Here is a 22,542-nt window from a genome sequence, read left to right as displayed (position 1 = left end):
TCAAACTGAAACAGTCGTTTGGGCGATCCAATCGATCACAGCTGCGAAAGGATCGGACGCTTCCGGCGTCTGCCTGTTCCTATCATAGATGGCCACCTGAGAGTCCGCCGAAGTGCCCTCTGCGGCGATTGTCCGGCAACGCTCGATCTCATCCGCACACTGAAGTGCGCCGATATCCTCTTCGATCATGGCAAGAGTGCGATCCAAGAAGTCCCGCACGGGAATGGGGCCATCCTCCGTGGCGAATGTCCCGTGGATCCCATACCTTTGCGCTCGCCACTTGTTCTCGACAGCCAAGGCCCTGGAAACCGTGTCCGGCGGCCGCCCGAGATTGGGCCGCAACACGAAGTGTCTGACGAGAGAGCGATAAAGAGCCGCAATGGCGATGGCGTCGTCAATCCGCGTGCAGCAGTCCGGCGCCCGCAGCTCGAGCGTCGGATACTTGGCGGACGGACGTAGAGTCCACCACAGCGAACTCGAGCTCTCGATCGCGCCAGCGTTTACCAACGCCTGAACATACGCCTCATATTCGTGCGTGCTGCTGAAGTACTCCGGAATGCCCGTTCGCGGCAGCTCGTCGTAGGCCGCAAGCCGGTAGCCGCGGAGCCCCGTGACATGGGACTGCCAGAACGGCGACGACGTCGAAAGCGCGATGAACAGCGGCACGAAGGGTGTAATCCGCCGCATCAATTCAACCCTGAGCGCCGGATCCGGCACGGAGACATGAACGTGCATGCCGCAGAGCAGATTTCGCCGCCCGATGATCTGCAAATCGTCCATGACTTTGTCATAGCGCTGCTTGCGTGACTGAACGGACTGCTCCCAATTCGCCGTCGGATGCGTTCCGCACGCAATGATCCGCAGGCCGTGAGCCTTCGCGTATTGTGAGACAACCCTCCTCAGATAGGACAGCTCGGTTCTCGCATCAGACATCTTGAGCTGAGGCGGTATCGCAATTTCGACCTGCGACTGCAGGAATTCGCGATCGACCTGTCCCTCGGTTGCCGATTTCGCGCTTTCAAAAAGGCTGTCCGGCGTGATGAAGGCAAGATTGCCCGTCGAATCGACGAGAAAATATTCTTCCTCGATGCCGAATGCAAAGCCGGCGGGTTCCGCCACGGCGCGCTCACGCAGCGCGTTGGCCAGCGCCTCGGACCCGGGACTATGACATATACCGTTCACGTCAGATGCCATTGGTCTGCAACCATGCCTCAAGGACAGCGACTTGCCACAGCTTGGAGTGCCCCTTCGGAGTGAGGCAGCTCTCAGGTTCTCGAAGCAGCGACTCCACATACTCCGGCTTGAAAATTCCACGCTCCCGCGCAGCTCGGCTCGTGAGCGTTTGATTCACAAAATCCAGGACCGGGCCTTGAATGTATTTCAACGCTGGAACCGGGAAATATCCCTTCGGCCGGTCGATCACCTCATCCGGGATAATCCCGCGCGCGGCTTCCTTCAGAATGTACTTGCCGCCGTTGCCGACTTTCAGCGGAGCGGGAATGCGCGCTGCGAATTCCACGAGTTCGTGATCGAGGAACGGCACGCGCGCCTCCAGACCGTACGCCATGGTCATGTTGTCGACGCGCTTCACGGGATCGTCGACAAGCATGATCGAGGTGTCGAGCTGAAGAATGCGATCGATCCCTGAGCCTTTGGCATCAGCCAGATATTGCGCAACAAAATCGCCACTGTAATCGCGGCCGAGGTATCGATCATCGAGCGCCCTGAGCATCTCGTTATGATCACGATCAAAGTACAACGCAGCGTAATCGCTGGACGGATCGTTCGAGTCCATCAGCTTCGGGTACCAATGGTATCCGCCGAACACCTCGTCCGCGCCCTGGCCGCTTTGTACCACTTTCACGCATTTGGAGACTTCCCGCGATAGAAGGTAAAAGGCGACGCAGTCGTGGCTCATCATCGGCTCTGACATGGCAGCAATCGCGCCGGGCAGCGCCTCGACAGTCTCGCGCCCATCGATCACGATGCGATGATGGTCGGTACCGAAGTGGCGCGCGACGATATCCGAATACTGGAATTCATCGCCGGCCAAGCCGTTGACCGCATCAAAGCCAATCGAGAACGTCTTCGTCTCTTTTCCCTGGTCGGCCAGCATACCAACTATCAGCGAGCTATCGAGACCGCCCGAGAGCAAGACGCCCGTCGGAACATCGGCAACAGTCCGGCGCCGAACAGCGGTGCGAAACTGCTCCCGCACCTCTTCCAGAATTTCCCGCTCGTCAGCGTTGATGCTGTCCTGAGCTTTGCCGCCCAGACTCCAGTAAACATGTTCGGAGCGCGTGCCGTTCGGCTCGACTGTCAGGATTGTCCCTGCCGGCAGCTTCCTGATGCCTTTGAAGATCGTCAAAGGTGCGGGCACGACCGCGTGGAAGCTCATATAATGATGCAGCGCGACCGGGTCGATCGATGTGTCGACGCCAGGAACAACCAGGAGAGCCTGCAGCGTTGATGCGAAGCGCAAGGCATCACCCGACTCTGCGATATACATCGGCTTGATGCCGAGACGATCGCGCGCCAGCACAAGACGCCCGCTGGCAAGTTCCATGATCGCAAACGCGAACATGCCCTGGAACCGCTCGACGCATTTTGTGCCCCACTCGCGGTAGGCTTTCGCGATCACCTCGGTGTCACCGCCGGAGAAGAACCTGTGCCCTCGCAGTGTGAGTTCTTCGCGAAGTTCTTTGAAGTTATAGATGCAGCCGTTGAAGGCCAAAGCGAGCCCAAGTTCGCCATCGATCAGCGGCTGACTGGACAAAGAAGAGAGGTCAAGAATTTTGAGGCGGCGATGACCGAAAGCGAAGCGGTCGTTGGAATAGACCCCGCCGGCGTCAGGACCTCGATGCTGAAGGCGGTTCGCCATCTTGAATGCTATGGCGGGATCAGCTGTCCCGTTGAACTTCACTTCTCCGCACAGTCCGCACATGATTCCCATTCCAGCCTAAACAAGCCCTGGCAAACCTGTCGGCCTTGGAAAAGGTTCCGCAAACTTTGCGTAACCGAACGCAAATTCATATGTGGGAGTTGAGCTTAGGTGCACCGCAGCGCAGTTGCCAATGTACGCCCAGACATATGCGGCACCCAGCGAAGCTCGGCCTTATGGGCACTCAATTCAGAGTCGCATGAGGGTTAGCGGACGCAACATCAAAAAAGTGGCGGCTCGGGACGAACCCCTGCCGCCACCTTAATTGTTATATGCAGGTAAGCTGCACATCAGCTCGTCACGGGTCCATCGAAGTACGATCGATCGAGCGGCGGCTGTTCGGACTTACCTCGCTCGATGACAGCTGCAAGATCTTCCACCATCCAGCTGAAAAGCTGCCTGCCCTCATCGATACTCGCAAGGCTTGGCTTACCCGTGACCCCGTTCAAGCTCGTTCTGTTAACAGGGTGCGCAAAAACGAGCCCGCCTGTGCGATCCGGATCATCCGAGCTCGCCGACAATTCAGGCCGCGCGATCTCAGGAGCTGATGCGAGCATGAGCGACGTCTCGGCCGCATTCGCATGCCAATCATCTCCGTCAGCAAAGTGCGCAGCGCGCACACGTTCGCTGACAGTCGCCGTGTTGATGAGCGCGATCATCATATCGTCATGCTCGGCCCGCAGCATCTCGAGAGCGCATCTCAGCGGTGCTGCATTCGTCACGTGACTGTTGACGATGAAGAGCCGCCTCACCCCGCTGTGATAAGCCCAGTCGCCGATCTCCTTCACGACGTTGATCAGCGTTATCGGCTGAAGAGCAATCGTGCCGGGCCAACGGCGGCTATGGCCGACCGAGCAGCCGTAAGGCAGAACGGGGAGCATTGGAACGCTCGTCCGCTCAGCCACTTTCTGGCAGAGGCGATCTGCCAGAACGTAGTCCATGCCTGTGCCGAGATGCGGACCGTGCTGCTCGGTTGCGCCGACGGGTAGGATCGCCGAGTGCTTGGCATTCGCCAAGTCACCCGGCAGTTCGCTCCAGGTTCTTTCCGCCCAGTTCATCCGCGCGCCCTTAGTAGAACTTCAGGTAACGGGCGCGTTCCCAGTCGGAAACGTGATTGAGGTAGCTCAGCCACTCATCGCGCTTGTAATCGACCCACGTCTTCTTCATCGCGGCGCCAAACACGTCTTCGCTCAGCGGATCGGCATCGAATGCCGAGACGGCCTCATCGAGCGTGCGCGGGAGATGATAGACACCCATCTCTTTGAGCTCGGCTTCGCTCTTGAGATACATGTTCTCGGTGTGCGGATCGCCGGGATCGAGTTCGTTCGTGATGCCTTCGAGACCGGCGGCAAGAACGAGCGCTGCACCGAGGTACGGATTGCAGGCGCTGTCTGCTGCACGGAGCTCGACACGGCCGCCACCCTGCGGAATGCGCAGCGTGTTGGTGCGATTGTTGTTGCCGTAGCAGGCCCACACTGGCGCCCAGGTGAAGCCCGACATCGAGCCCTTTAGAACGAGGCGCTTGTAGCTGTTCACGGTCGGAGCAACCACGGCGCAGATCGCCGGCAGATGCTTCATGACACCGGCCAGGAACTGGTAGCCGAGCTTGGAAAGCCCGCAGCCGCGCGGATCTGCCGGATCGGCAAACAGGTTCTTGCCCGTCTTCTTATCCGAGAGCGACATGTTGAAATGCGCGCCACTGCCGGCCCGGTCTGCGTAGGGCTTCGGCATGAAGGTTGCGAAGCCACCGTGCTTGCGGGCGATCTCGTGCGCCATGAGGCGGAAGAAGACGAACTTGTCCGCCATCGAGAGCGCATCGAAGTAACGGAAGTCGATTTCGAACTGTCCGATGCCGTCTTCGTGGTCGAAGCTGTAGACATCCCAGCCGAGCCCGTTCATGGCGTCGACGAGTTCACCGATCCAACCCATGTTGTCGAGCGTGCGCGTGACATCGTAAGCGGGCTTTTCGAGATGCTTGCGCTCCGACAGCGGCTTGAAGCCGAGCACCGGATCGTCCTTCAGCACGAAGAATTCTGCTTCCATGCCAAGGTTCATGCCGTAACCCATTGCGTCGGCTTTTGCGAGCACGCGCTTCAGGATGTTGCGGCTGCAGGCTTCGAACGGCTGCCCGCGGCACCACAGATCGCTTGCAAACCACGCAACATCGTTCTTCCAAGGGAGAACGGTGCAAGAGGCCGCATCGGGATGTGCAGCCACTTCTTCGTCGCTGACGTCCTGCGGAACGCCTTCGAGAGCCGCGCCGGTGCAAAGCTCCGATCCGCCGAGCATGCGTTCCAGGTGCGATACCGGCACCGCTTTGCCCTTCGACACGCCATGCATATCGACGTAGCTGGCGAGCAGGTACTTCACCCCTTGCGATACCAGCTGGTCTTCAAGCTGCGAGCGCCCTTTGTTCACGATGGCGTCCATTGTCCTATAGTCTCCGTGTCCGTTTTAGGTGTTGGGGGCTTGAAGCCGGCGCGGCAAGGCCGTTAGCTGTTCGCCAATCCGCGCCGGTTCGTCTGTTGCTTGGTTACTTCGCGGCGACGAGAGCGCTGACGAACTTCGCGTCGAAAGTGTCCTCGATCTTCGGCTCAGCCTTGATCTGTCCCCGCTTGATGAGGACGTCGGCGATCAGCTTGCCCGAAGTGAAGAACGACTTGGCATCTTCGCGCGGAGCGAAATATCCGGACATCTCGGCGACGGGAATGTTGTAGGCCCCCTTCGCCTGCTCCTTCACGTCGTCAACCGACGTCGAGAAGTATTTCGCGACGATCGCGTAGGCTTCGTCGGGATTTTCCTTCAGGAAGGCCATGCCATCGATGTAGCCCTTGATCACAGCTTCGACCGTCTTCGGGTTCTTCGCAATGTAGTCGGCCGAGAAATAGAGGACGTCGGTGATGAGACCCGGAGCGGATGCCGATGTGTAGAGCGCGTGGTAACCGCCGTTGGCTTCGAGCTTCAGGATCTTGCTGACGTTGGGCTCGTACGTAGCGCCGGCAACCGCACCGCCCATGAGGGCCGCGGCAACGCTCTCAGGCGTCGCGTCGAGGCCTTCGACATCGGCTTCCGTCAGACCAGCCTGCTGCAGCGCGTAGGCGACGAGCAGGTTGTCGCACGTTGCGAAGGGATAGGCGACCTTCTTGCCTTTCAGGTCAGCAATCGACTTGATCGACTTCTCGGCGAGGATGGCGTCGGCACCGTTCGAATAATCGATAGGCATCACGACCCGATAGTCGTTCCCGTTGGCGACCAAATTGATCACCTGATCGTAGGTGTACATCGCGCCCTGGATGCCGCCGCTCTGAAGAGCCGCAGGAATAAGCGCCGGATCAGCGAAGTCCTTGAGAGCGACTTTGACGCCGTACTTCTCGAACATGTTCTTCTCAGCCGCGACATAGAACGGCGCGTAGCCGATCCATGCGACTGTCGCGAGATTCACCTCTTCGGCGCGTGCGGAGCTGGCGTGCATGGACGCCATTCCAGCCAACGCAGCCGCTGCGCCCATTCCCACAGTCCGCAGTTGTGACAAAAGCCTACGCATAGTCTGGTATACTCCTCCGTTAAGGTACCGGGCGTCATGCACCGGCTTCGACGCTTCGCGATGCAGACCTGTCGAGCGACAGGCCAACCGTTTCGCGGATCCGGTCCATCACCGTCCGCTTGAGTTTCAAGAATTGGGGATCGACGCGCATCTCGCCGTCGCGCTTGTCCGGGAGCGGCACGTCGTAGATCGTGTCGATCCGGCCCGGATGGGGCGACATGAGGACGACGCGCTTGCCGAGATAAATCGCTTCTTCGACATCGTGCGTCACGAACATGATCGTCGTGCCTTCCTGCTCGACGACGTCCAGCACGAGATCCTGCATGACCTCGCGCGTCTGCGCATCGAGTGCTCCGAAGGGCTCATCCATCAGAATGATTGACGGTTTCGACATCAGAGCGCGCGCTATGGCGATGCGCTGGCGCATACCGCCTGAAAGCTGCGAGGGGTAAAGATCCTGCGAAGCGGCAAGCCCGACGAGCGAGATCAAGCGCGAGGCGCGTGCCTCTTCGGCACCCCGTTCAAGTGCGAGGTTGTCATGGCTGTTCGCCACGAGACGGCGGCTAAAGAGGACGTTCTGCTTCACCGTGAGCCACGGGAAGAGGCTGTAATCTTGAAAGACCATGGCGCGATCGACGCCGGGCCCCGTGATCGGCTTCCCGCCGATGAGGACGATACCGTCGTCGGCAGATTCAAGGCCCGCAACAATGCGGAGAAGTGTCGACTTTCCGCAGCCCGACGCACCCACGATGGTCAGGAAGGTACCGGCCTCGATCGTCAGACTGACGTTGTCGAGTACGAGGTTGCTACCGCGCTTGCCTTCAAAAACCTTGACGACATTTTTGATCTCGATGGCTTTGGTCATCGCCTATTGCCTCCGGAGATAAGGAAAGAGAGCGTGATGCAGCGCACGCAGCAGCTGATCCTGGATAAGTCCGAGACATCCGATGACGATCAGGCCGGCAAAGATCTTGTCCGTCTGCAGGAAGCGCTGAGCTTTGAGCACCGCGTAGCCGAGGCCTGAGTTCGCGGCGACGATTTCGGCAACGACCAGGTATGTCCACGCCCATCCGAGTGTGATGCGGCAGGTGGTAAGCATCGCAGGCGCGGCCGAGGGGAAGATGACTTTGTAGACGATTTCACGCCGGGTGCCGCCCATCGTCTGCGCGGCCTCAATCTGCTGCATCGGCACTTTGCGAACGTCGTCCGCAAACATCAGCACCATTTGGAAGAACGTGCCGACGAAAATAATGGCAACCTTCGAATTCTCGCCGACGCCGCACCACAGCATCATCAGCGGAACGAAAGCGACGGCCGGCATGTACCGTATGAAATCCATCGCCGGCTCGAGAAACGCTTCAGCCGGCTTGAACGTGCCTGCGACGAGCCCGAGCGGAAGCGCGATGATGAGCGATGCAAGGAAGCCGAGTGAGACGCGCTGAACGCTAATCGCCAAGTCTCCGGCGAAGCCTTCGTTCACGATCCAGGACCAAAAGCGATTCACGACGTCGATCGGACCGGGCATGAACATCTTCGGTACGATGCCGGCCTCGTTGACAAACGCCCAGACAACGATCGGCGTAGCCACCCCGAGGAAGGCGTAGAGCGCGTACTGGCGCTTCGTGAGCGTGCCGCGCAATGTCCATTGGCGCTTAGCTGGGGGCGGTTTACGTGCGGGCTTGTTTGCCTGCGGGGCTTCAAGTTTCAGAGGCGAAGCATCCATCCAAATTCTTCCGTATCGGCCAAACGCTCGTCATTCAGGCTTTTGGCGATGACTTTGAGCGTTGTCGAAGTCCCGCTTGAGCCTCACTAATTAAACGCTTAATTAATATTCGCAGGCAAGTGTTTGAGGCCAGCAAAATGCAGCTTTTTTGAACAATCTTTGCACCAGCTCGCACATTCTCAAGGCACGACGAATGCAAGACCTTCGAGTTTGGTAGGAACGCCGCAAATGGTGATTTGAGGGGAGCCACGAGGTTGAAAACGGAAGGCAGTTCATCGGTAGCCGCACGCAAACGTAAGCCACGCAAGGCCAAAGGAGCGCCCAAGCGGCGTCCGGTGCGCGCCGGCAGGCCACGATTGAACGGCGACTCACCCGATGCGGAGATGATAATCTGCGCAGCCGCGCTCGACCTCTTCGCCGAGCGCGGGTTTTCGTCCGTCACGACGAAGGACATCGCCGTTGCGACGGGCTTCAATCCGGCTCTGATCTATTACTACTTCGGCAGCAAGGAAGATTTGTTCCGGCGCGCGGTGACGCTTGCCGTCGAACGCGCGTTCGAGCAGTTCCGCGTGGCGCGCGAGGGATTGGAGCATCCCCGTGACATCATATACGGCTGGCTCGATACGCACGTGAAAGAATTCGAGACGATATCGAAGCTCATCAAGATCGGCATCGACTATGCCAAGACATCAAAACGGAACGTGCGTATCGACGATGCGATCAGGCGCTTCTATGTCGATGAACGGGACGTGTTGAAGGCCGCGCTTGCAGCAGGCGTAACGCGCGGCGATTTCCGCGATCTCGACGTCGAAGAGACGGCGAGCTTCATTTCCACCTATCTCGACGGCGTGTTCGCACGCGCGATGATCCTGAAGGACTTCGATCCAGTCCATGCAATCGGCGACCTCCGGTCCTTCTTGAACACCCAGTTGAAATGGAAGAAGTGAGTTGGCGGCAGCCAGGGCGGGTTACGCTGCGATCTCCGGTCGGGCCTCGGCACTGTGATCGAAGGAGAAGCGCGCACGCCTGCTCTACGGGAGCTTGAAAGGGCGCAGCTCTTCGCGATGCTCGCTGACGTAACAAGGACCCGGCGGCGCTTTTCGCGCCCAGGCCGTTGCCTGAAATCACCCTCACCCACGAGGAACGGAAGCGCATCGGCCCATCGTGATCGGACTGCAAGTGCGCTTCTGTTCCCCTCTCATGATGGGATAAACGACAGGCCAGCCCAGCGATGCCCGGCCTTTCGGCGCGGCCCGTTCAGCGGCCGACCTTCTCGGCCATAAACGTCGTCATAAAGCCAGCTCCGCCGCTATAGCGCCACCCATTGCGGACGACTCCGTCATCGCCGGCTCCCATGGCTTTGGTAATGAATCCTAATCTCTTGCCTACGGGAATAGGAGATGCTGTCAGTTCCAAAACAGAAAGTGACGCTTCGCCAAACGCCATCGTCATCAACTTCGTCATCGCGGGATCGTCCTGCGCAACATATGCGGGTCCCGCCATCATGAGCATCGCCGATGTGAGTTCACCGGCCAGGGAAAATTTAAGAAGATAATTGATGCCGAACTCACCGAAGCTGACGACATTCTTGCACAAGTAGGTGCCGTCGCTGTCCGCGCACTCGAACTCTTCGAAATTCGCCATCGGAAAATGCGGGCGCAGCTGCCTCTCAATCTTGGCCAATGCGTCCCAAGGCGCCTCCGCAAACGCCGGACCAGTGACCAATAGGCCGAGAACGGCCAGCAACAGCTTCCTCATGAATCCCCCCAATGTGCTCGACATAACCATAACCGGCATATGGTCAAGGTCAACGGCGCTTCCCGTGAGGTGCAATGGATGATCGTCGGCGTCCTCGAACGACCGCGAAGAACGAAGCTGTTGGAACGGAGAAGTTTTAAAATTTCAGGAGAACGGTGACTGCCTGAAACAAGTCATTGGTGGAGAGGGCTGGATTCGAACCAGCGTAGGCGAAGCCAACGGATTTACAGTCCGTCCCCTTTAGCCACTCGGGCACCTCTCCCAGGCCGCTGATGCGGCTCAGAAAATGAAAGCGCCCTGCCAACCGGGCAGGGCCTTCGCCCGCGTTATCTTCACGGGGGCCTTTCATGTCAATCAGAAAAGCTGCAATGTGCGCTTCAGCCCAGCATCCCGTTGCCGCAGAGTGCATTTCGGCGGGCTGACAACGACCAATTTATCGAGGCGACCCCTGCAAAAACCGCGATTCAACAAACCGTGGCGCGATAAGAAGCGCTCGGGCGACTTTTCCTCCCGCCAGCCCAGATCGGGCTTCAATCCCAGCGCGCGCTCCAGGGACGCCGGTGGCCGCGCGGACGACGCGGATGGCCCGATTCGTCTGTTTGGCCTCCACGCGGTCGAGGCGGCCTTGAAAAACCCGGCGCGACGCGTCTTGCGCGTTCTCCTGACTGAGAATGCCGAACGCCGCCTCCTGGAGGCGGTCGGTACCATCACGCATCCGATCGAGCGGGTGACGCCCCGTGACCTCGACAAGCTCCTAGGGTCCGATACGGTCCATCAGGGCGCGGCTCTCGACGTGGAGCCCCTGCCCGAGCCGGATTGGCATGATCTGGCGGCATCGGCGGGCGGGCGCCCGCTCATCGTCCTCGACCAGGTGACGGATCCGCATAACGTCGGCGCGATCCTGCGGTCGTCCGCTGTGTTCGGCGCGAGCGGTCTCGTCATGACGCGCCGGCATAGTCCGCCCCTCAACGGCGTCCTCGCAAAGTCTGCATCAGGCGCCCTGGAACTCGTTCCCGTCGCCCTCGTCGCCAATCTTTCGCGCGCCCTTGATGAATTGAAAGCCGCGGGCTTCACCGTGGTCGGTCTCGACAGCCAGGGCGATCAAAGCATCGAAAGCCTCGACTGGTCGCAACCGACCGCACTGGTGATGGGCTCGGAGGGCAAAGGATTGCGCGAGCTAACTCGAAAGACGTGCGACAGCCTCGCCCGCATCACGACGGACGACACGCTCGCGAGCTTGAACGTCTCCAACGCGGCGGCAATAGCGCTTCACACCGCGCTCCTCGCCCGCAGAAAATGAACGCGAAAAACGAACGGCCGGCGCGTTCCCGCGCCAGCCGTTAAATCAATTCAGCAATCGATCACGATCAATCGCAGATGAGAGGGCGCTCGCAGATCTCACGGCCGCCACGGCAGATCGTGTCGCCGAATTCGTTTTCGAAGCACCGGCGGCCCGTCCAGCGGCACTCGAGAGGACCACGATAGCAAGCACCGTCGTCATAACGCGAATAGTAGCGCGGACGGTCACGCGCAGCCGCAGCCGCACCAAGAATGCCAAGACCGATAATGCCGGCAGCAACGCCTGCGCCGACCGCGGCGCCGCGGCCGTGCCGCGCCTGCGCGTCAGGAATGGCGGCGAGCGTCATCGAAGTCGCAGCGGCAAGCGCCATCATCGCATTGCCAAATCTTCTCATCATGGGTTGTACCCCCTTCAACAGGAACTCATACGCGTTCTTATCCCGCGAGTTGTGCCAATACTCGCCGAGCACCTATGAACATGTCCTGAATGTGAGCCGATGCTGCGCGGGCGATATCGCAAAAAAAGCGCCCGGCCGAATGCGGACGGGCGCGCGAACTCAGATCATATGACTTGGCGCCAGATCACCAGTCGCCGCGGCGGTGACCACGATAGTGCCGGTTGTGCCATTCCTCGTGATAGTAGCGGCGGTTCGGTGCGCCCCACGCCGCATAGTACGGCGGCAACGGACCTCTGAAACGAGCGATGATCGGTGGGCCCCACTCGCCGGAGTTGTAGTAGGGATAATACCCGCGTGGATCGTAGTAGTACGAGTAATACTGCTCCAGCGCAGGATTGGGGCGGTACGGGCGGTATCTCAGATCCGGGCTGTTGCGACCAAACGCAGAGGCTTCCCCGCTGGGCGCCAGCGAAGCGGCCGCAAGCACGGCCAGCGCCATCAAGGACTTAAAGCGCATTGGTGAACTCCCTCGTGGTTCCATTGGCTCGCGTAACGCAAGACGCGAAAACAGCAAGAATCGTTGCCCAGACTATCTTAAGAACGCTTCAATGCCATCTGCCAACGAGCCCTGGCGGCTTGAATTCGAAGCCGCCGTTACATCTCTGCCGATAGACTCGCGGAGTTCACCGCGCGTTGCGGCTGGCTTTCGGCGAAATCAGCGTCAGCAGCAGGATGTAGAGATCGAAGCCCAGCGAGCAGTTGTCGATATAATAGAGGTCGTGCTCCACCCGCTGCCGCATCATCTCCTCGGTCCGCGTCTCGCCGCGGAAACCGTTCACCTGCGCCCATCCCGTAATCCCGGGCTTGACGTTGAGGCGGCGCGGATAGAGCGCAATGCGCCGCTCGAAGAAGCGGTCGTGCGCAACCGCATGCGGCCGCGGGCCGACGAGCGACATCTCGCCTTTGAGCACGTTGATGAGCTGCGGCAGCTCATCGAGCGAGGTACGCCGCAAGAAGTTGCCGACGGTCGTGATGCGGCTATCGTTTTCAGTCGCCTGAACGACGACATCCCCATCATCGAGCGAGGTCATGGTGCGGAATTTCCAGATGCGAAATTCCTCGGTGTTGTAGCCGCGCCGCCGCTGCTTGAAGAACACCGGCCCCGGACTATCGATTTTTATGAGCACAGCGATCGCCGCAAAGAGCGGGCTGAGGATGAGCAGCGCCAAGCCGGCTGCGGCCATATCGAACCCGCGTTTGGTGGCAGCCTCGAAGGTCCCCAGTGGCGGCCGCGTCAGGGATACCGTAGCAGTCTGCCCAAACCGAGCGATACGGGCATCCTTGAACCGTCTCACCAAGCCGCTCGTCGTCAAGTGTAAGGCGATAGGAAGAACGTTGAAGGCGTTGACGGCGCGCTCCACAAAGGGGCTGCCGTAGAGCGCATCCGAAATGACGACGTCGTCGATGCCGAGCATCCGTGCGTTGACGACGGCGGCGTCCAGAACCGCATCGATCTCCTCGGGCTGCTGCGCACTTTGTGGAACAGCCGTGCGCGCAATGACCCAAAAGCCGGTGGTACCTTCGTTGATTTCCCTCTCGAGCGAAATGGCATCGCTCGCGAGCGCAACGATCATTACCTTCCGCCTCCGCACCCAGCCGCGCGCCATGATGTGTGCGATACCGATGTTCAACGCCGCGTTGAGGACGAGCACGCCGGCAAGACCGGATACGAAAAAGACGAGGAGCCATCCGCGCGAAAATTCGTGCGTGCTCTTTGTCAGAAAGCCAATCAGGGAAAGACCCGTGAAGACCAGGCCCCACGTCAGAAAGATGCGCCCCGGGCTGCGTCCGCCTTCGAGCATCGCGCCGGCCGCGTACTCGTCGCGCAACAGAAACGCCGAAGTATAGCCGAGCCCGGCGAGCCCGCCGACCGCGGCGTAAGTCCCAACCAATCCTTGCTCACCATAGACGAAGCAGTGGTACGCCGCGCCCGTCGCGAGCGCGATCAGTGCGATGCTGGCAAGCTCGATAACGAATGCCGCTGCGCCGATGCCCGCCTGCGTCAACGCAAAACGTGAGACCTTCACGAAGTTCGGCGAAGCGAATTGTCGGATACTACCAAGCACGGATCGTCTTTCCCGTCAGAACGCCAGCAGGTCACGGCCCTGCCCTACGGGTCCAATGCATTCCCCGGGCCGCGCCCCGGTATCGTGCGGTCCGCCACAGCAGCCAGCCTGAGCCGATTGCGGATTTTAAGTTGCAGTGGCGCGCTCAGGCGCGCAGATCCCCTGAAAACGTGGAGCTTCCGCGATATGTGCGCAGAGCGCTCAGCACTCGCTAAGGTCCCGTTTGCGCTTCCCTCCGTCACGCGCGTCCACACCCAGCGCCCGCGGTTGTTCGAAAACGGGACGTCCAAACCCGCAAAATGAAACACATCATTAACCCGCGAACAGCTCTGCGCTCCAATTAACGGGCGTTTACGGGGCCCTCCCCGCGGGCATGGGACTTGCGCCTCTGGCTACCGAGCAATCGGCAGCCAGATGAGAAGAGTCCAAGTGCAACAGATGACCACAGCCGCCCTCGACCTGGCGCATCCCGGATTGGGCGACGCCAATGAAGAACCGGCCCGCGCTCTCGCCTACGTCGACGGCTGGTCCATCAACACCCCGAACATGGAAACCGCGATCAGCCGGATCCTCAACCGTGCGAAAGCCGGAGTGCCATGCACGGTTTTCACATTGAACCTCGACCACCTCGTGAAGCTTCGCAGTGACGAGCGCTTCCGGCACGCCTACCGCCAAGCGAGCATCGTCACGGCCGACGGCGCGCCAATCGCGTGGCTCGCGCGCACGCAAAGTCCGGACATCGTCCGCGCGACGGGATCCGACATGCTTCTGCCATTGATCGACGCCGCCGCACACGCGCGCCTGCCCGTCTTTTTGTTCGGCTCCACGGAAGTCGTACTGGCGAAAGCAGCCCATGAGATCGCCAACGTGACGGATGGCCTCTCAAACATCGCCGGCATGCTCTCGCCGTCTCACACGTTCGATCCAGAGGGCCCCGAGGCAGACCGTGCCATCGACACCATCAAACGATCGGGTGCCCGCATCTGCATCGTAGCGCTTGGCGCTCCGAAGCAGGAGATCTTTGCAGAGCGCGCCCGTGCCCGCGGATTGGGTTGCGCGATGATCTGCTCGGGCGCCTCGCTCGATTTCATCGCCGGCGCTCAAATACGCGCGCCCGGCCTTTTCAGAACGCTGGGCATGGAATGGCTGTGGAGATTGGCCACCAACCCGCGCCGTCTCGCCAAGCGCTACGCCGAATGCGCTGTCCTCCTGGCCGGCATTCTCGTGGCCCTACCGGTACGCCGCTACGTCGCGCAACCCAGGCTTTAAACAAACAGCGGGTATGATGGGAACGGCCGGCATGAAGTGAGGGATAGGAGCCAGACCACCCGGCAGCGATGATCATGTCGAAGCACTCGTCTCACATACACCGCAGATAGGATTGGCTTTCTGCCGTCACGTTGATAAGGGAACCAGAATGAACGCAGCGACGTTCTAACGTGGTTATCAACGGGAGGAACATTTTGAAAATCAAAAACCTTGCCCTGCTGGCGGCGGCTGCGTCGATCGTCTCGGTCACGTCCGCATCGGCACTCACGGTTGGGGCGGCAAACCACGCCGCACATTCAACGGCCATCCAGAAGGTCGACCACAAGCCCCATCACAAAAAGAAGCACCACACCTTCCGCAAGCGCCACGACAGGCATCCGCCCAAAGGCTGGCATCGCCATAACAAGCGCCCGCACGATTGGAGCCGCCGCGGCTGCCTCGCGATCGGTTCGATCTGGTGGTGCCCGTAACCAACTCGAAGAAAGCAGAGAGCAATCTCTGCTTTTTTTTTGCTCCCTGGCCCCCGCCACTAAGGCGACGGGCACATACCGGAGGCCAGTCTCAATTCGAGCCGAGTGCCGCGGGCGCGGGATGACGGGCATCGCCTCGGCGATTCTGGCGCCGGACATAGGTGATCTTCGCCGCAGGGCGCTCGGCCTTCAGCTTCAGCGCGGCCGCGAGCGCATCGTCACCTTCGACCGTCGCGCGGCCCGCCTGCCCTTCGACGTTGAACCCGATAGTGAACTGCATCTGCCGTAACTCCGCCCGGGAAAGGAACCAACCGAGGCAAGCATAACGCGCCAGATAATGCCCGGTTGCCCCTTCGCCGCCTTGCGCATTGCACGCAACCTCCTGTATCAAGCGCGGGCGCGTCCCTCGCCGCCGGAATCTCAGATCTGGTAGCGGCGTATGGCGCTGATGTTCCTTGGCAAGCCGGCTTAGCACAGTGGTAGTGCACCTGATTTGTAATCAGGGGGTCGGGGGTTCAAATCCCTCAGCCGGCACCAATCAAAACCAGCCTCCGGTTTTCATTCTGACGTACCCGCAGCGGCGGTGGGATTGCATCCGATGACTGCTGGCTCGACGATGACATTCCTGGAGCTTCTCTATGAGGCCGACGCCCCTCTTCGGCCCTTCTCGTTTGCGGCCGGTGATGAGGGCGCAAAGGAGCTTAGGTGTGCTCCCGCGCTCCGTTCTTTGGTTTCCCGGGAAAACAGGACATTCGCCAGATACGTTGTCCTCGGCGCGCGGTCAGGTGCGGCTAGCTTCGGGAACAGCACTGAAACTGGGTTGCGAAGCGGGCACGCCCACATTGGCCCCAAGGAAGCGACACCGAAGATAATCTGCTGGACCGAACTTCCTGACGTTGAATACGAGCCTTTGCAGCTGGTTGAACTTCTTGGGGCGTTGCCGGATGGGGATGGTGCTTTCCAGGCTGACGCCGCTCTTCTGACTCACGATGGGTGCTTCAATTCCGTAGACATTCAGATCGAGCTGCCATGGCCATCTGATTTCAACGTCGATCGGCTCCCTGATGACGCGGGGGCTCAAGAGCTTACGCGCACCGGCCGTGCTGACGATGATCCCCGTCGTGCTCCTTGGCACCCGCAGATACCGAACGAGAGATCTTCCAAAGCCCAGCTCCGCAAGGGCCTGAAACGGTTGCGACGAGGATTCTATTAGACGGATGACGTCCCAGCCTTGCGGAGCATTCGCAATAGCCGCCTCAATGATGTCCCTGCTGTGCTCCGCCAAGTGTGCGTCGTCTTCAAAAGTGAGAGCGTAAGGCAACCCACGCTCTAGGATCCTCTTGCAGATCACCAGATGACTTGCCGAGCATCCGACTTCTGCGTCGCTGAGGTCGCAACCATAATATGACCGCAGCCAATCGGGCACCGAGCGTCCTTCAATTGCCGAAAGCCGTTCCCCGGCAAGACCCGCGCGAGCCAACTCCTCCTCAATCAGCTCACGGCGAAATGTATCGCGGTCAAGATTGATGAAGAAGGTAGGAATGCGCTGGATATCCACTTACGGTCCCCATACCGAAACGAGAGATTTGAATCATCTCAGCACGCCGGAAATCTATATTAAATAGATAATGGAAAGTGAGGGAACTTATCCCCTCGCAATGCAGCATCCACTGTTCATTGCACGCGAGGCTTGCTTATTGGATATATGGAGAATGCTCGCTAATTCCAGGATTAAACGCGATATCCAATTCCATTTGCCGGAGGCCCAACAGAGGTCCGCAATGGCCTACTTCATGTCAGCTAGGCACGCTTTCCAAAGGACTTTTTCCTCACCTTGCGCAAGGCTCGGCTCCAGACGCTCTCGGGAACGATTTGAAGACGGCGCAGGCCTTCATCGGCGCTCCTTATTGCATCGTGCGTAAAGACGTTGCCGCCGACAATCGCTTTATTGGCGGGGACCGGACATGCCGCCGCCATGGCGACGAGCCGCGCTACGCGACCGAGCTCGATTGTCAGGATGCCGCCGTCGCAGCCTCAAGATCACCAGAAGCGTTTTTGCATTAAGACCCTGGCGTTGCGGGTAGCCACGACACCTGTCGCGAACCTTTCCTTCCAAGGATCATCGCTGATCATCAGGTCATATTTTTCAATGCCGTTCTTGAAGGCATGCTCAATCGTCATGAGCATGAGCGCGCGCCCCACAGAATAACGCTGCCACTTCTCATCATAGGTCAGTTTCGAGAGATAGAGCGTCGCACCTTCGCGGAAGTTCAAATATGCCGCCACCGTCTCGCCGTTGACGGAGAGAACCGTGAGCCACGTTCGGCCCGAGCGGATGCCATCGGCAGCCACTGCAGCAAACAGTTCCTCTGTGCCCGGCGCTGAAAGCCAAGCCGAAGGCTTTTGTTTCCGCGTGTGCCACTCCCTCTTGGTAGCAAAGAGCCACGCAACATCGGCTTCAACTGTTGCGGCTGTCGAAAGGCGAAAATCCACGGTTCCGATTCGGGCCAGCTGACGCAGCTTGCGTCCGTGGTCGTCACGTAGGTTTTTTGAAAGGCCGGAGTAATAGGTCTCCCAGTTGGGGAAGTTCGTCAAATCGATATAGGGCGAGGGAACGTCTTCGCCGGTGGAGATTGGGATCGACTTGAAGTGCTGCCATAGCGGACTGTCGTCGCGTTGCCATTGCAGTTGCAGCTTCCGCAGACGGTACAATCGCTTCAGAAAATCGCAGAGGTGGCCGACATATGCCTGAGCATTCTCGGACTGCTCGACCAAAACTTCGTTGTAGTGCGGCGTCAGCGAGTCCAAGAAGGCTAGGTCATAGAAGATCAGCCTGCGGCGGCGGGCGACAAAAGGCGCGATCAACACCGTGCGTCCTTGCTCGCGAACCACGACGATGAAGAGGCGTACCGGGCTGTTCCTGTGCCGCTCCCAACAGAGCCTCGCCCAAGCATAGCGCAGGAACGGTGTCGGCACGGTGCTGCGCTCGAACAAGCTTTCCCATTCCGGCTTCAGGGCCGAGAGACCCGCTTCATCGCGAATGATTGTGAGTTCGAAGCGCTTCCCCTGAGTTGACACGCAGTACGACATTCCCCGATTTGCTTGATTGGCTGGCGCAAAATATGCGCGGAGTAGCGCATCGTTCGCACCGATTGCTCAGTCGACAATACGCTTGAGGCGTTTCGAATAGTGCTTTCTAACGCGCCGGATGAACGGCAGCCTTTTGCCAATCTCGGCGAGCGCCGGAACAGGATCGCGCCTGTGCCAATTCATGTGCACATCCGCTACGGCCGCCGCACCGATCGTTGCCGCCAGCCTTCGCACGGCAGCCGGCCAGCCGATCCGCCCCGAACGCGCAGCGGTCCAGGTTCGGTAGACGGCTGATGACGTCCAGACATAACGCTTGCCTGCGGGGCCAATCCTGAGATTGCTGTCGGCAGCGGCGCCTTGCGCCAGTTCGATGGCAAGCGGTCCGAGACCCAGCCCGCAGTGCTCGGGCACAGCGTGATTACCGGCGATGCGCGGATTGAGCTCGAGGAAGTAGTATTTTCCGGATCGCGTATCCCTCAACATCTGTATGCATCCGATTCCATGATACTCGAGCCGGCCCAGCAAACGGTCGCCGATGCTTTTGATTTCGGCGTCGAGTTCGATCGTGCGGCCATCGACGGCCAAGCCGGTCCCGTCTTCCTCATCCGTTCGAAGGATCTCGGCGGCGAGGTATCTGATCGGCACGCCGTTCTGAGCGGCGAAATAAAGGTTGATGCGAGGACCATCCACGTAGGTTTGGACGATGAGATCGCTATGACCTTCAGGCCATTCTGGTAGCGCCGCGGACAGTTCGCCATCCGAGCTCGCTATCACCGCCTTGCGTGTGCCCATTCGCGCGCTGGAGTTCGAAGGCTTCACAATGAGGGGGAAACCTATCGTCTGAAGTGCTGCGCGTAGGGCGGCGTAATCGGATACCTCCACGTGCCTCTCACACAAGACACCCACCTCGGCTGCGAGCGCCATCATCTTGGGCTTGCTCAAACAGGTCGCGATCGTCTCATCGTCGGTCTTCACGTAGAGGCGATCGTTCGGAAGAAGGTGGGCGTGGCGCGCGAAATGCCTCAAGCACACCTCGAGCACTGGGTAAACCACGGAGACATCCGGGCGCTTGCGCAGAAATTCGCCGAGAGCTTCGAAGAATGCAGGCGGATCATTGATGGACGGACTGTGCCAGCACTCGTCAACGAAACGCGAGAACTGGGCGACGCTCTCGGGCTCGAGTGTGATGATGACGTTGTAGCCCAAAGCCGACAGCGTGCGCGCAAGCGTCAGCGTCGGCCGGTAGTTGCCAAGGAGCAGAACGCTCGTTTTGGTCTCGAGAGTTTTTCGACCGGGCTGTTCGCCACGGACCGGGCGAGCCGCAAGGGCGCTTGTAGATTTTACGTGGTTCGTCGTTGCACCCGAAAGCGGGCTCGAGTTACTCAAGTTTTGAGGTAAGACTGATGTGAATTTGCGACTTGTAACTTCAGACATGGTAGTCCCCGCCCTCTCGCGCCCTCGCCATTGTATTCCAACCGTCCAATCCCGTGCGTTTCGAAACGCACGAAAGTTCCTCGTTGGTTCGTCCGGCCTTCCTTTCGGCGCGCTCCCGTGATCGAGATCACGGCCAATCAATTCGTTAGAACTCTGCTCTCCCCCTGGAATGCGCCGCGAATTCTCCGGGATATCTTTTTCTGCTTCTTCAGAAGCTTCGCGATGGGGCTCGTACGCATTGCGACGATCCCAGCGCCGGCCAAGCCAAACCTTCCATTCTTCATCGAATGTGCGATGGCCTGAGAGCCAAACAACTTCTCGTGCGGCGTTTCCCAATTGCAAGTCACGAAATGGAATGGGCTCGAGACTTTGGGAAACGTCTCGAACCGGTCAAGCACGCCAAGCGAAGCAAGAACCATCATCGTTCTTCGGCAATTCTGACACTTGCCGCAGTTCTCGAATGCGGCCGGCTTTACGTAACAAGTTCGGACCAATTTCCGGAAGGTGTCCCAGTCCTTCATAAGGTTGATCTTGTCGAACCGCGAATAATAGGCGCCATCGTGGATGACGTGCACGCGTTCAGTTGACAGCAGCCCATCCGTCAGCGGATCGGAACCCCAGGGCTCCAACGTGCCATAACTTTTCGACGAGGGAACAAAGAAACGGTTGATGCCCGATGACAATGCGAGCGCCGTCCCAATAAGTCCACTGCCGTGTCCCATCTCCCAAAAACCCGGCGGAATGAACGCTCTGGCATTTGTCGTGACTCGAACGAGTTCGACGCCCTCCTTCCTAAGCGCCGCCTCATAAGCAGATGCCGCGTCATCGAAGATCTTCGCTTCTGAAAGCGGGATGTCGAACCCGTGAATAAAGACGGCATACTTCGTTCTGAAGCCAGGGGGGCGATCGAAGTTCAAGTACTGCGTGAAGAATGAATCCACACCGCCCGAAAACGCTGCCGCAGCCACACCCTCTTTAGCGGGAGCACTGCTCGAAAGGCTAGTCGCCTTGACGGTGATCGGGTTGAACTTGGCGGGATCCCACCTGCTCAAAATCCGCCAGTATTCATTAAGCCCGACGCTCAACTGCTCAGACAATTCACCGTCGAAGGCAATCTCCTCGCCGCGCGCCGATGCTAGCGAACTCAGCGTAACAACGAACGGTTCAAACGCGGCGTGCAAGAGATGTCCAAAATTCTCGGGAACGGAAAACCACAGAGTGTCGGGAAATTTCTGCCGCGTGAGCCCCTCGCAAGAAACGCTGGCCCGCAGGACAGAACACCCTGCTTCCCGCTCTATTACCGGCTGGCCAATACGCATATTTCGTCCGCCCACAGCATCGCTGATCGAAATCTCTCGACCGAGCACTGACCTTCCCGGATCTGGTAGCCGTTCGATAGCGCAAACACAATTCCCGGAATAATTTTTGAACGGAAATGATAGATCTGCACTCAGATCCACATTTCGGGAAACTTTTCGCCACACAATGGGAGTTTTTCCCGCGACGCACGTTCAAAGACTTATGTCAGCGCAATATATCAAGAAATGACCCATCCCTCCAAAAAGCAAAACATTGAAGGGTTGAGCTTCGAATTACATATCCGGCCCCAATGGAAAAATCCTGGTTCCAAAAACTCGGGGCATCGAAGTGTGGGAGCATATGAAGGGTGATCTGACCGCTGCATCGCTCAAGCGCGACGTTCGGAGTCGGTCGCATCGAAGTCGCCCAGCCCAGCTCCACTGAACGCTGGCTATCGCAAAAAAAACCCGGCCTCGCGACCGCGTGGCGTAGCCCGGCTCGTAATCGGCTTGCATCTCAGAAAGTGCAAACTTGATGCGTGGTTGATAGAATACCGCAAGCCCTCAGTCGGGATCGTTTCCCCGCCGCGGCATTGCAATCGTGAGCCTGGGCCCGGTCACGAGGCCTCCCTGTTCGCCTTCCCCAAAAGCGTGAGGGTCTTTCTGTCAGGTCCGTTGCAAAACGTGTAGAGCGCCCGCGCGTAAATACTTTCGTGGCTGGTCACCGCAGCAAAAAGCGTCATGGAGGAATGAAACTTCAAGTTATCAGGCGCGCCCAAAATATCGATCAGCGCCTTATCTCGATGCTCGAGCATCAGTGCGGTCGCATGCGCGAGACGCGGACCAAGGACCGGATGGCTGACGTACGCTTGCGCCTCCTCGTAGCTCCCGATGCCGTATGTCTGCGCCATCGAACTCGATCCAAGCCCGCGCAGCTGGGGAAATATGAACCACATCCAATGCGATCGCTTTTTCCCCGCCGTCAATTCTGCGACCGCTCGCGCAAACATATCTTCCTGCGCAACGACGAAGCGCTCGAGGTCGTAAGGATCAGCCCGATGCTCCATGGATCTCCCTGGGCCGGCGTGAGACCGGCCCGCCCACCAAACTTAGCGCCCCTCAGCCAACATTATGGGATCAATTCGCGAAACCGCAAACTTTCCCACAATGCTGACGTTCCGTAGTCGACGTG

22 protein-coding genes and 2 tRNA genes are annotated in these 22,542 nt (G+C 59.2%); 6 read left to right on the top strand and 18 right to left on the bottom strand.

Going from position 1 to position 22,542, the window contains the following annotated elements; translation table 11 throughout:
- The 7 genes from VFG26_RS01375 to VFG26_RS01345 all read right to left on the bottom strand — a co-directional run bounded on the left by VFG26_RS01375 (position 1) and on the right by VFG26_RS01345 (position 8,208).
- The gene (locus VFG26_RS01375; protein ID WP_325021433.1) at positions 1-1,194 is read right to left on the bottom strand and encodes a carboxylate-amine ligase; all 1,194 of its coding nucleotides are present in this window, start codon (positions 1,192-1,194) and stop codon (positions 1-3) included.
- Complete coding sequence (locus tag VFG26_RS01370; RefSeq protein ID WP_325021431.1) at positions 1,184-2,944, bottom strand: N-acetylglutaminylglutamine amidotransferase; 1,761 nt, start codon at positions 2,942-2,944, stop codon at positions 1,184-1,186. Before VFG26_RS01370 ends, VFG26_RS01375 begins: the two co-directional genes overlap by 11 nt.
- Before the next feature lie 287 nt (positions 2,945-3,231).
- On the bottom strand, positions 3,232-3,999 hold the full coding sequence (locus VFG26_RS01365) for a creatininase family protein (protein ID WP_325021429.1): 768 nt from the start codon (positions 3,997-3,999) through the stop codon (positions 3,232-3,234).
- A 10-nt stretch (positions 4,000-4,009) separates the two neighbouring features.
- Positions 4,010-5,371: a type III glutamate--ammonia ligase gene (gene glnT, locus VFG26_RS01360; RefSeq protein ID WP_325021427.1), complete on the bottom strand. Its 1,362-nt coding sequence runs from the start codon at positions 5,369-5,371 to the stop codon at positions 4,010-4,012.
- A gap of 103 nt (positions 5,372-5,474) precedes the next feature.
- Positions 5,475-6,413 carry an ABC transporter substrate-binding protein gene (locus VFG26_RS01355; protein WP_325021425.1) on the bottom strand — a complete coding sequence of 313 codons (939 nt, stop codon included), beginning with the start codon at positions 6,411-6,413 and terminating at the stop codon, positions 5,475-5,477.
- Between the two features lie 106 nt (positions 6,414-6,519).
- Positions 6,520-7,350 carry an ABC transporter ATP-binding protein gene (locus VFG26_RS01350; RefSeq protein ID WP_325021424.1) on the bottom strand — a complete coding sequence of 277 codons (831 nt, stop codon included), beginning with the start codon at positions 7,348-7,350 and terminating at the stop codon, positions 6,520-6,522.
- Between the two features lie 3 nt (positions 7,351-7,353).
- Positions 7,354-8,208 carry an ABC transporter permease gene (locus VFG26_RS01345; RefSeq protein ID WP_325021422.1) on the bottom strand — a complete coding sequence of 285 codons (855 nt, stop codon included), beginning with the start codon at positions 8,206-8,208 and terminating at the stop codon, positions 7,354-7,356.
- A gap of 356 nt (positions 8,209-8,564) precedes the next feature.
- On the opposite strand from VFG26_RS01345, the gene VFG26_RS01340 reads away from it, so the two are divergent.
- Entirely contained in the window at positions 8,565-9,155 is a 591-nt protein-coding gene (locus VFG26_RS01340; protein WP_325021420.1) for a TetR/AcrR family transcriptional regulator, read from the top strand.
- 310 nt (positions 9,156-9,465) lie between these two features.
- Here VFG26_RS01340 and VFG26_RS01335 read toward each other — a convergent pair whose 3' ends face one another.
- Positions 9,466-9,954, bottom strand: a complete 489-nt coding sequence (locus tag VFG26_RS01335) for a hypothetical protein (RefSeq protein WP_325021418.1) — start codon at positions 9,952-9,954, stop codon at positions 9,466-9,468.
- Between the two features lie 189 nt (positions 9,955-10,143).
- Positions 10,144-10,228: transfer RNA gene (locus VFG26_RS01330), tRNA-Tyr, on the bottom strand.
- Between the two features lie 156 nt (positions 10,229-10,384).
- Between VFG26_RS01330 and rlmB the strand changes: the two genes are divergently transcribed.
- A complete protein-coding gene (gene rlmB, locus VFG26_RS01325) occupies positions 10,385-11,266 on the top strand; it encodes a 23S rRNA (guanosine(2251)-2'-O)-methyltransferase RlmB (protein WP_414653248.1) in 882 nt (293 codons plus the stop codon).
- Positions 11,267-11,333: 67 nt separating this feature from the next.
- Here rlmB and VFG26_RS01320 read toward each other — a convergent pair whose 3' ends face one another.
- The 3 genes from VFG26_RS01320 to VFG26_RS01310 all read right to left on the bottom strand — a co-directional run bounded on the left by VFG26_RS01320 (position 11,334) and on the right by VFG26_RS01310 (position 13,789).
- Positions 11,334-11,663: a hypothetical protein gene (locus VFG26_RS01320; RefSeq protein WP_325021417.1), complete on the bottom strand. Its 330-nt coding sequence runs from the start codon at positions 11,661-11,663 to the stop codon at positions 11,334-11,336.
- Between the two features lie 184 nt (positions 11,664-11,847).
- On the bottom strand, positions 11,848-12,180 hold the full coding sequence (locus VFG26_RS01315) for a hypothetical protein (protein ID WP_325021415.1): 333 nt from the start codon (positions 12,178-12,180) through the stop codon (positions 11,848-11,850).
- A gap of 166 nt (positions 12,181-12,346) precedes the next feature.
- Positions 12,347-13,789, bottom strand: a complete 1,443-nt coding sequence (locus VFG26_RS01310; protein ID WP_325021413.1) for an exopolysaccharide biosynthesis polyprenyl glycosylphosphotransferase — start codon at positions 13,787-13,789, stop codon at positions 12,347-12,349.
- Between the two features lie 438 nt (positions 13,790-14,227).
- On the opposite strand from VFG26_RS01310, the gene VFG26_RS01305 reads away from it, so the two are divergent.
- Both VFG26_RS01305 and VFG26_RS01300 read left to right on the top strand, forming a co-directional pair.
- Complete coding sequence (locus VFG26_RS01305; RefSeq protein ID WP_325021410.1) at positions 14,228-15,058, top strand: WecB/TagA/CpsF family glycosyltransferase; 831 nt, start codon at positions 14,228-14,230, stop codon at positions 15,056-15,058.
- 194 nt (positions 15,059-15,252) lie between these two features.
- On the top strand, positions 15,253-15,528 hold the full coding sequence (locus VFG26_RS01300) for a hypothetical protein (RefSeq protein ID WP_325021408.1): 276 nt from the start codon (positions 15,253-15,255) through the stop codon (positions 15,526-15,528).
- 91 nt (positions 15,529-15,619) lie between these two features.
- Here the strand turns inward: VFG26_RS01300 and VFG26_RS01295 are convergent, their stop codons facing one another.
- The gene (locus tag VFG26_RS01295; protein WP_325021407.1) at positions 15,620-15,808 is read right to left on the bottom strand and encodes a hypothetical protein; all 189 of its coding nucleotides are present in this window, start codon (positions 15,806-15,808) and stop codon (positions 15,620-15,622) included.
- Between the two features lie 182 nt (positions 15,809-15,990).
- On the opposite strand from VFG26_RS01295, the gene VFG26_RS01290 reads away from it, so the two are divergent.
- A tRNA-Thr gene (locus VFG26_RS01290) sits at positions 15,991-16,065 on the top strand.
- Positions 16,066-16,309: 244 nt separating this feature from the next.
- Here VFG26_RS01290 and VFG26_RS01285 read toward each other — a convergent pair.
- Positions 16,310-17,086 (bottom strand): glycosyltransferase family 25 protein, encoded by a 777-nt coding sequence (locus VFG26_RS01285; protein ID WP_325021404.1) that lies wholly within the window; start codon positions 17,084-17,086, stop codon positions 16,310-16,312.
- Positions 17,087-17,400: 314 nt separating this feature from the next.
- Here VFG26_RS01285 and VFG26_RS01280 point away from each other — a divergent pair, with 314 nt between their 5' ends.
- Positions 17,401-17,592 (top strand): hypothetical protein, encoded by a 192-nt coding sequence (locus VFG26_RS01280; RefSeq protein ID WP_325021402.1) that lies wholly within the window; start codon positions 17,401-17,403, stop codon positions 17,590-17,592.
- On the opposite strand, the gene VFG26_RS01275 is transcribed toward VFG26_RS01280, so the two are convergent.
- The 4 genes from VFG26_RS01275 to VFG26_RS01260 form a co-directional block, all read right to left on the bottom strand.
- Positions 17,569-18,522 carry a GNAT family N-acetyltransferase gene (locus VFG26_RS01275; protein WP_325021400.1) on the bottom strand — a complete coding sequence of 318 codons (954 nt, stop codon included), beginning with the start codon at positions 18,520-18,522 and terminating at the stop codon, positions 17,569-17,571. The two genes, VFG26_RS01280 and VFG26_RS01275, sit on opposite strands and share 24 nt — an antisense overlap.
- A gap of 162 nt (positions 18,523-18,684) precedes the next feature.
- Positions 18,685-20,052: a hypothetical protein gene (locus VFG26_RS01270; RefSeq protein WP_325021399.1), complete on the bottom strand. Its 1,368-nt coding sequence runs from the start codon at positions 20,050-20,052 to the stop codon at positions 18,685-18,687.
- Positions 20,053-20,189: 137 nt separating this feature from the next.
- Positions 20,190-21,233: a hypothetical protein gene (locus VFG26_RS01265; RefSeq protein ID WP_325021397.1), complete on the bottom strand. Its 1,044-nt coding sequence runs from the start codon at positions 21,231-21,233 to the stop codon at positions 20,190-20,192.
- A gap of 734 nt (positions 21,234-21,967) precedes the next feature.
- Positions 21,968-22,417 carry a DUF1810 domain-containing protein gene (locus tag VFG26_RS01260; RefSeq protein WP_325021395.1) on the bottom strand — a complete coding sequence of 150 codons (450 nt, stop codon included), beginning with the start codon at positions 22,415-22,417 and terminating at the stop codon, positions 21,968-21,970.
- Positions 22,418-22,542: the final 125 nt, after the last annotated feature.

Origin of the sequence: Hyphomicrobium sp. (assembly GCF_035687085.1) — a bacterium.
GTDB lineage: Bacteria > Pseudomonadota > Alphaproteobacteria > Rhizobiales > Hyphomicrobiaceae > Hyphomicrobium_B.
The sequence above is the reverse complement of the archived record's forward strand: the minus strand, read 5'-3'. Positions and strand labels throughout refer to the sequence as shown.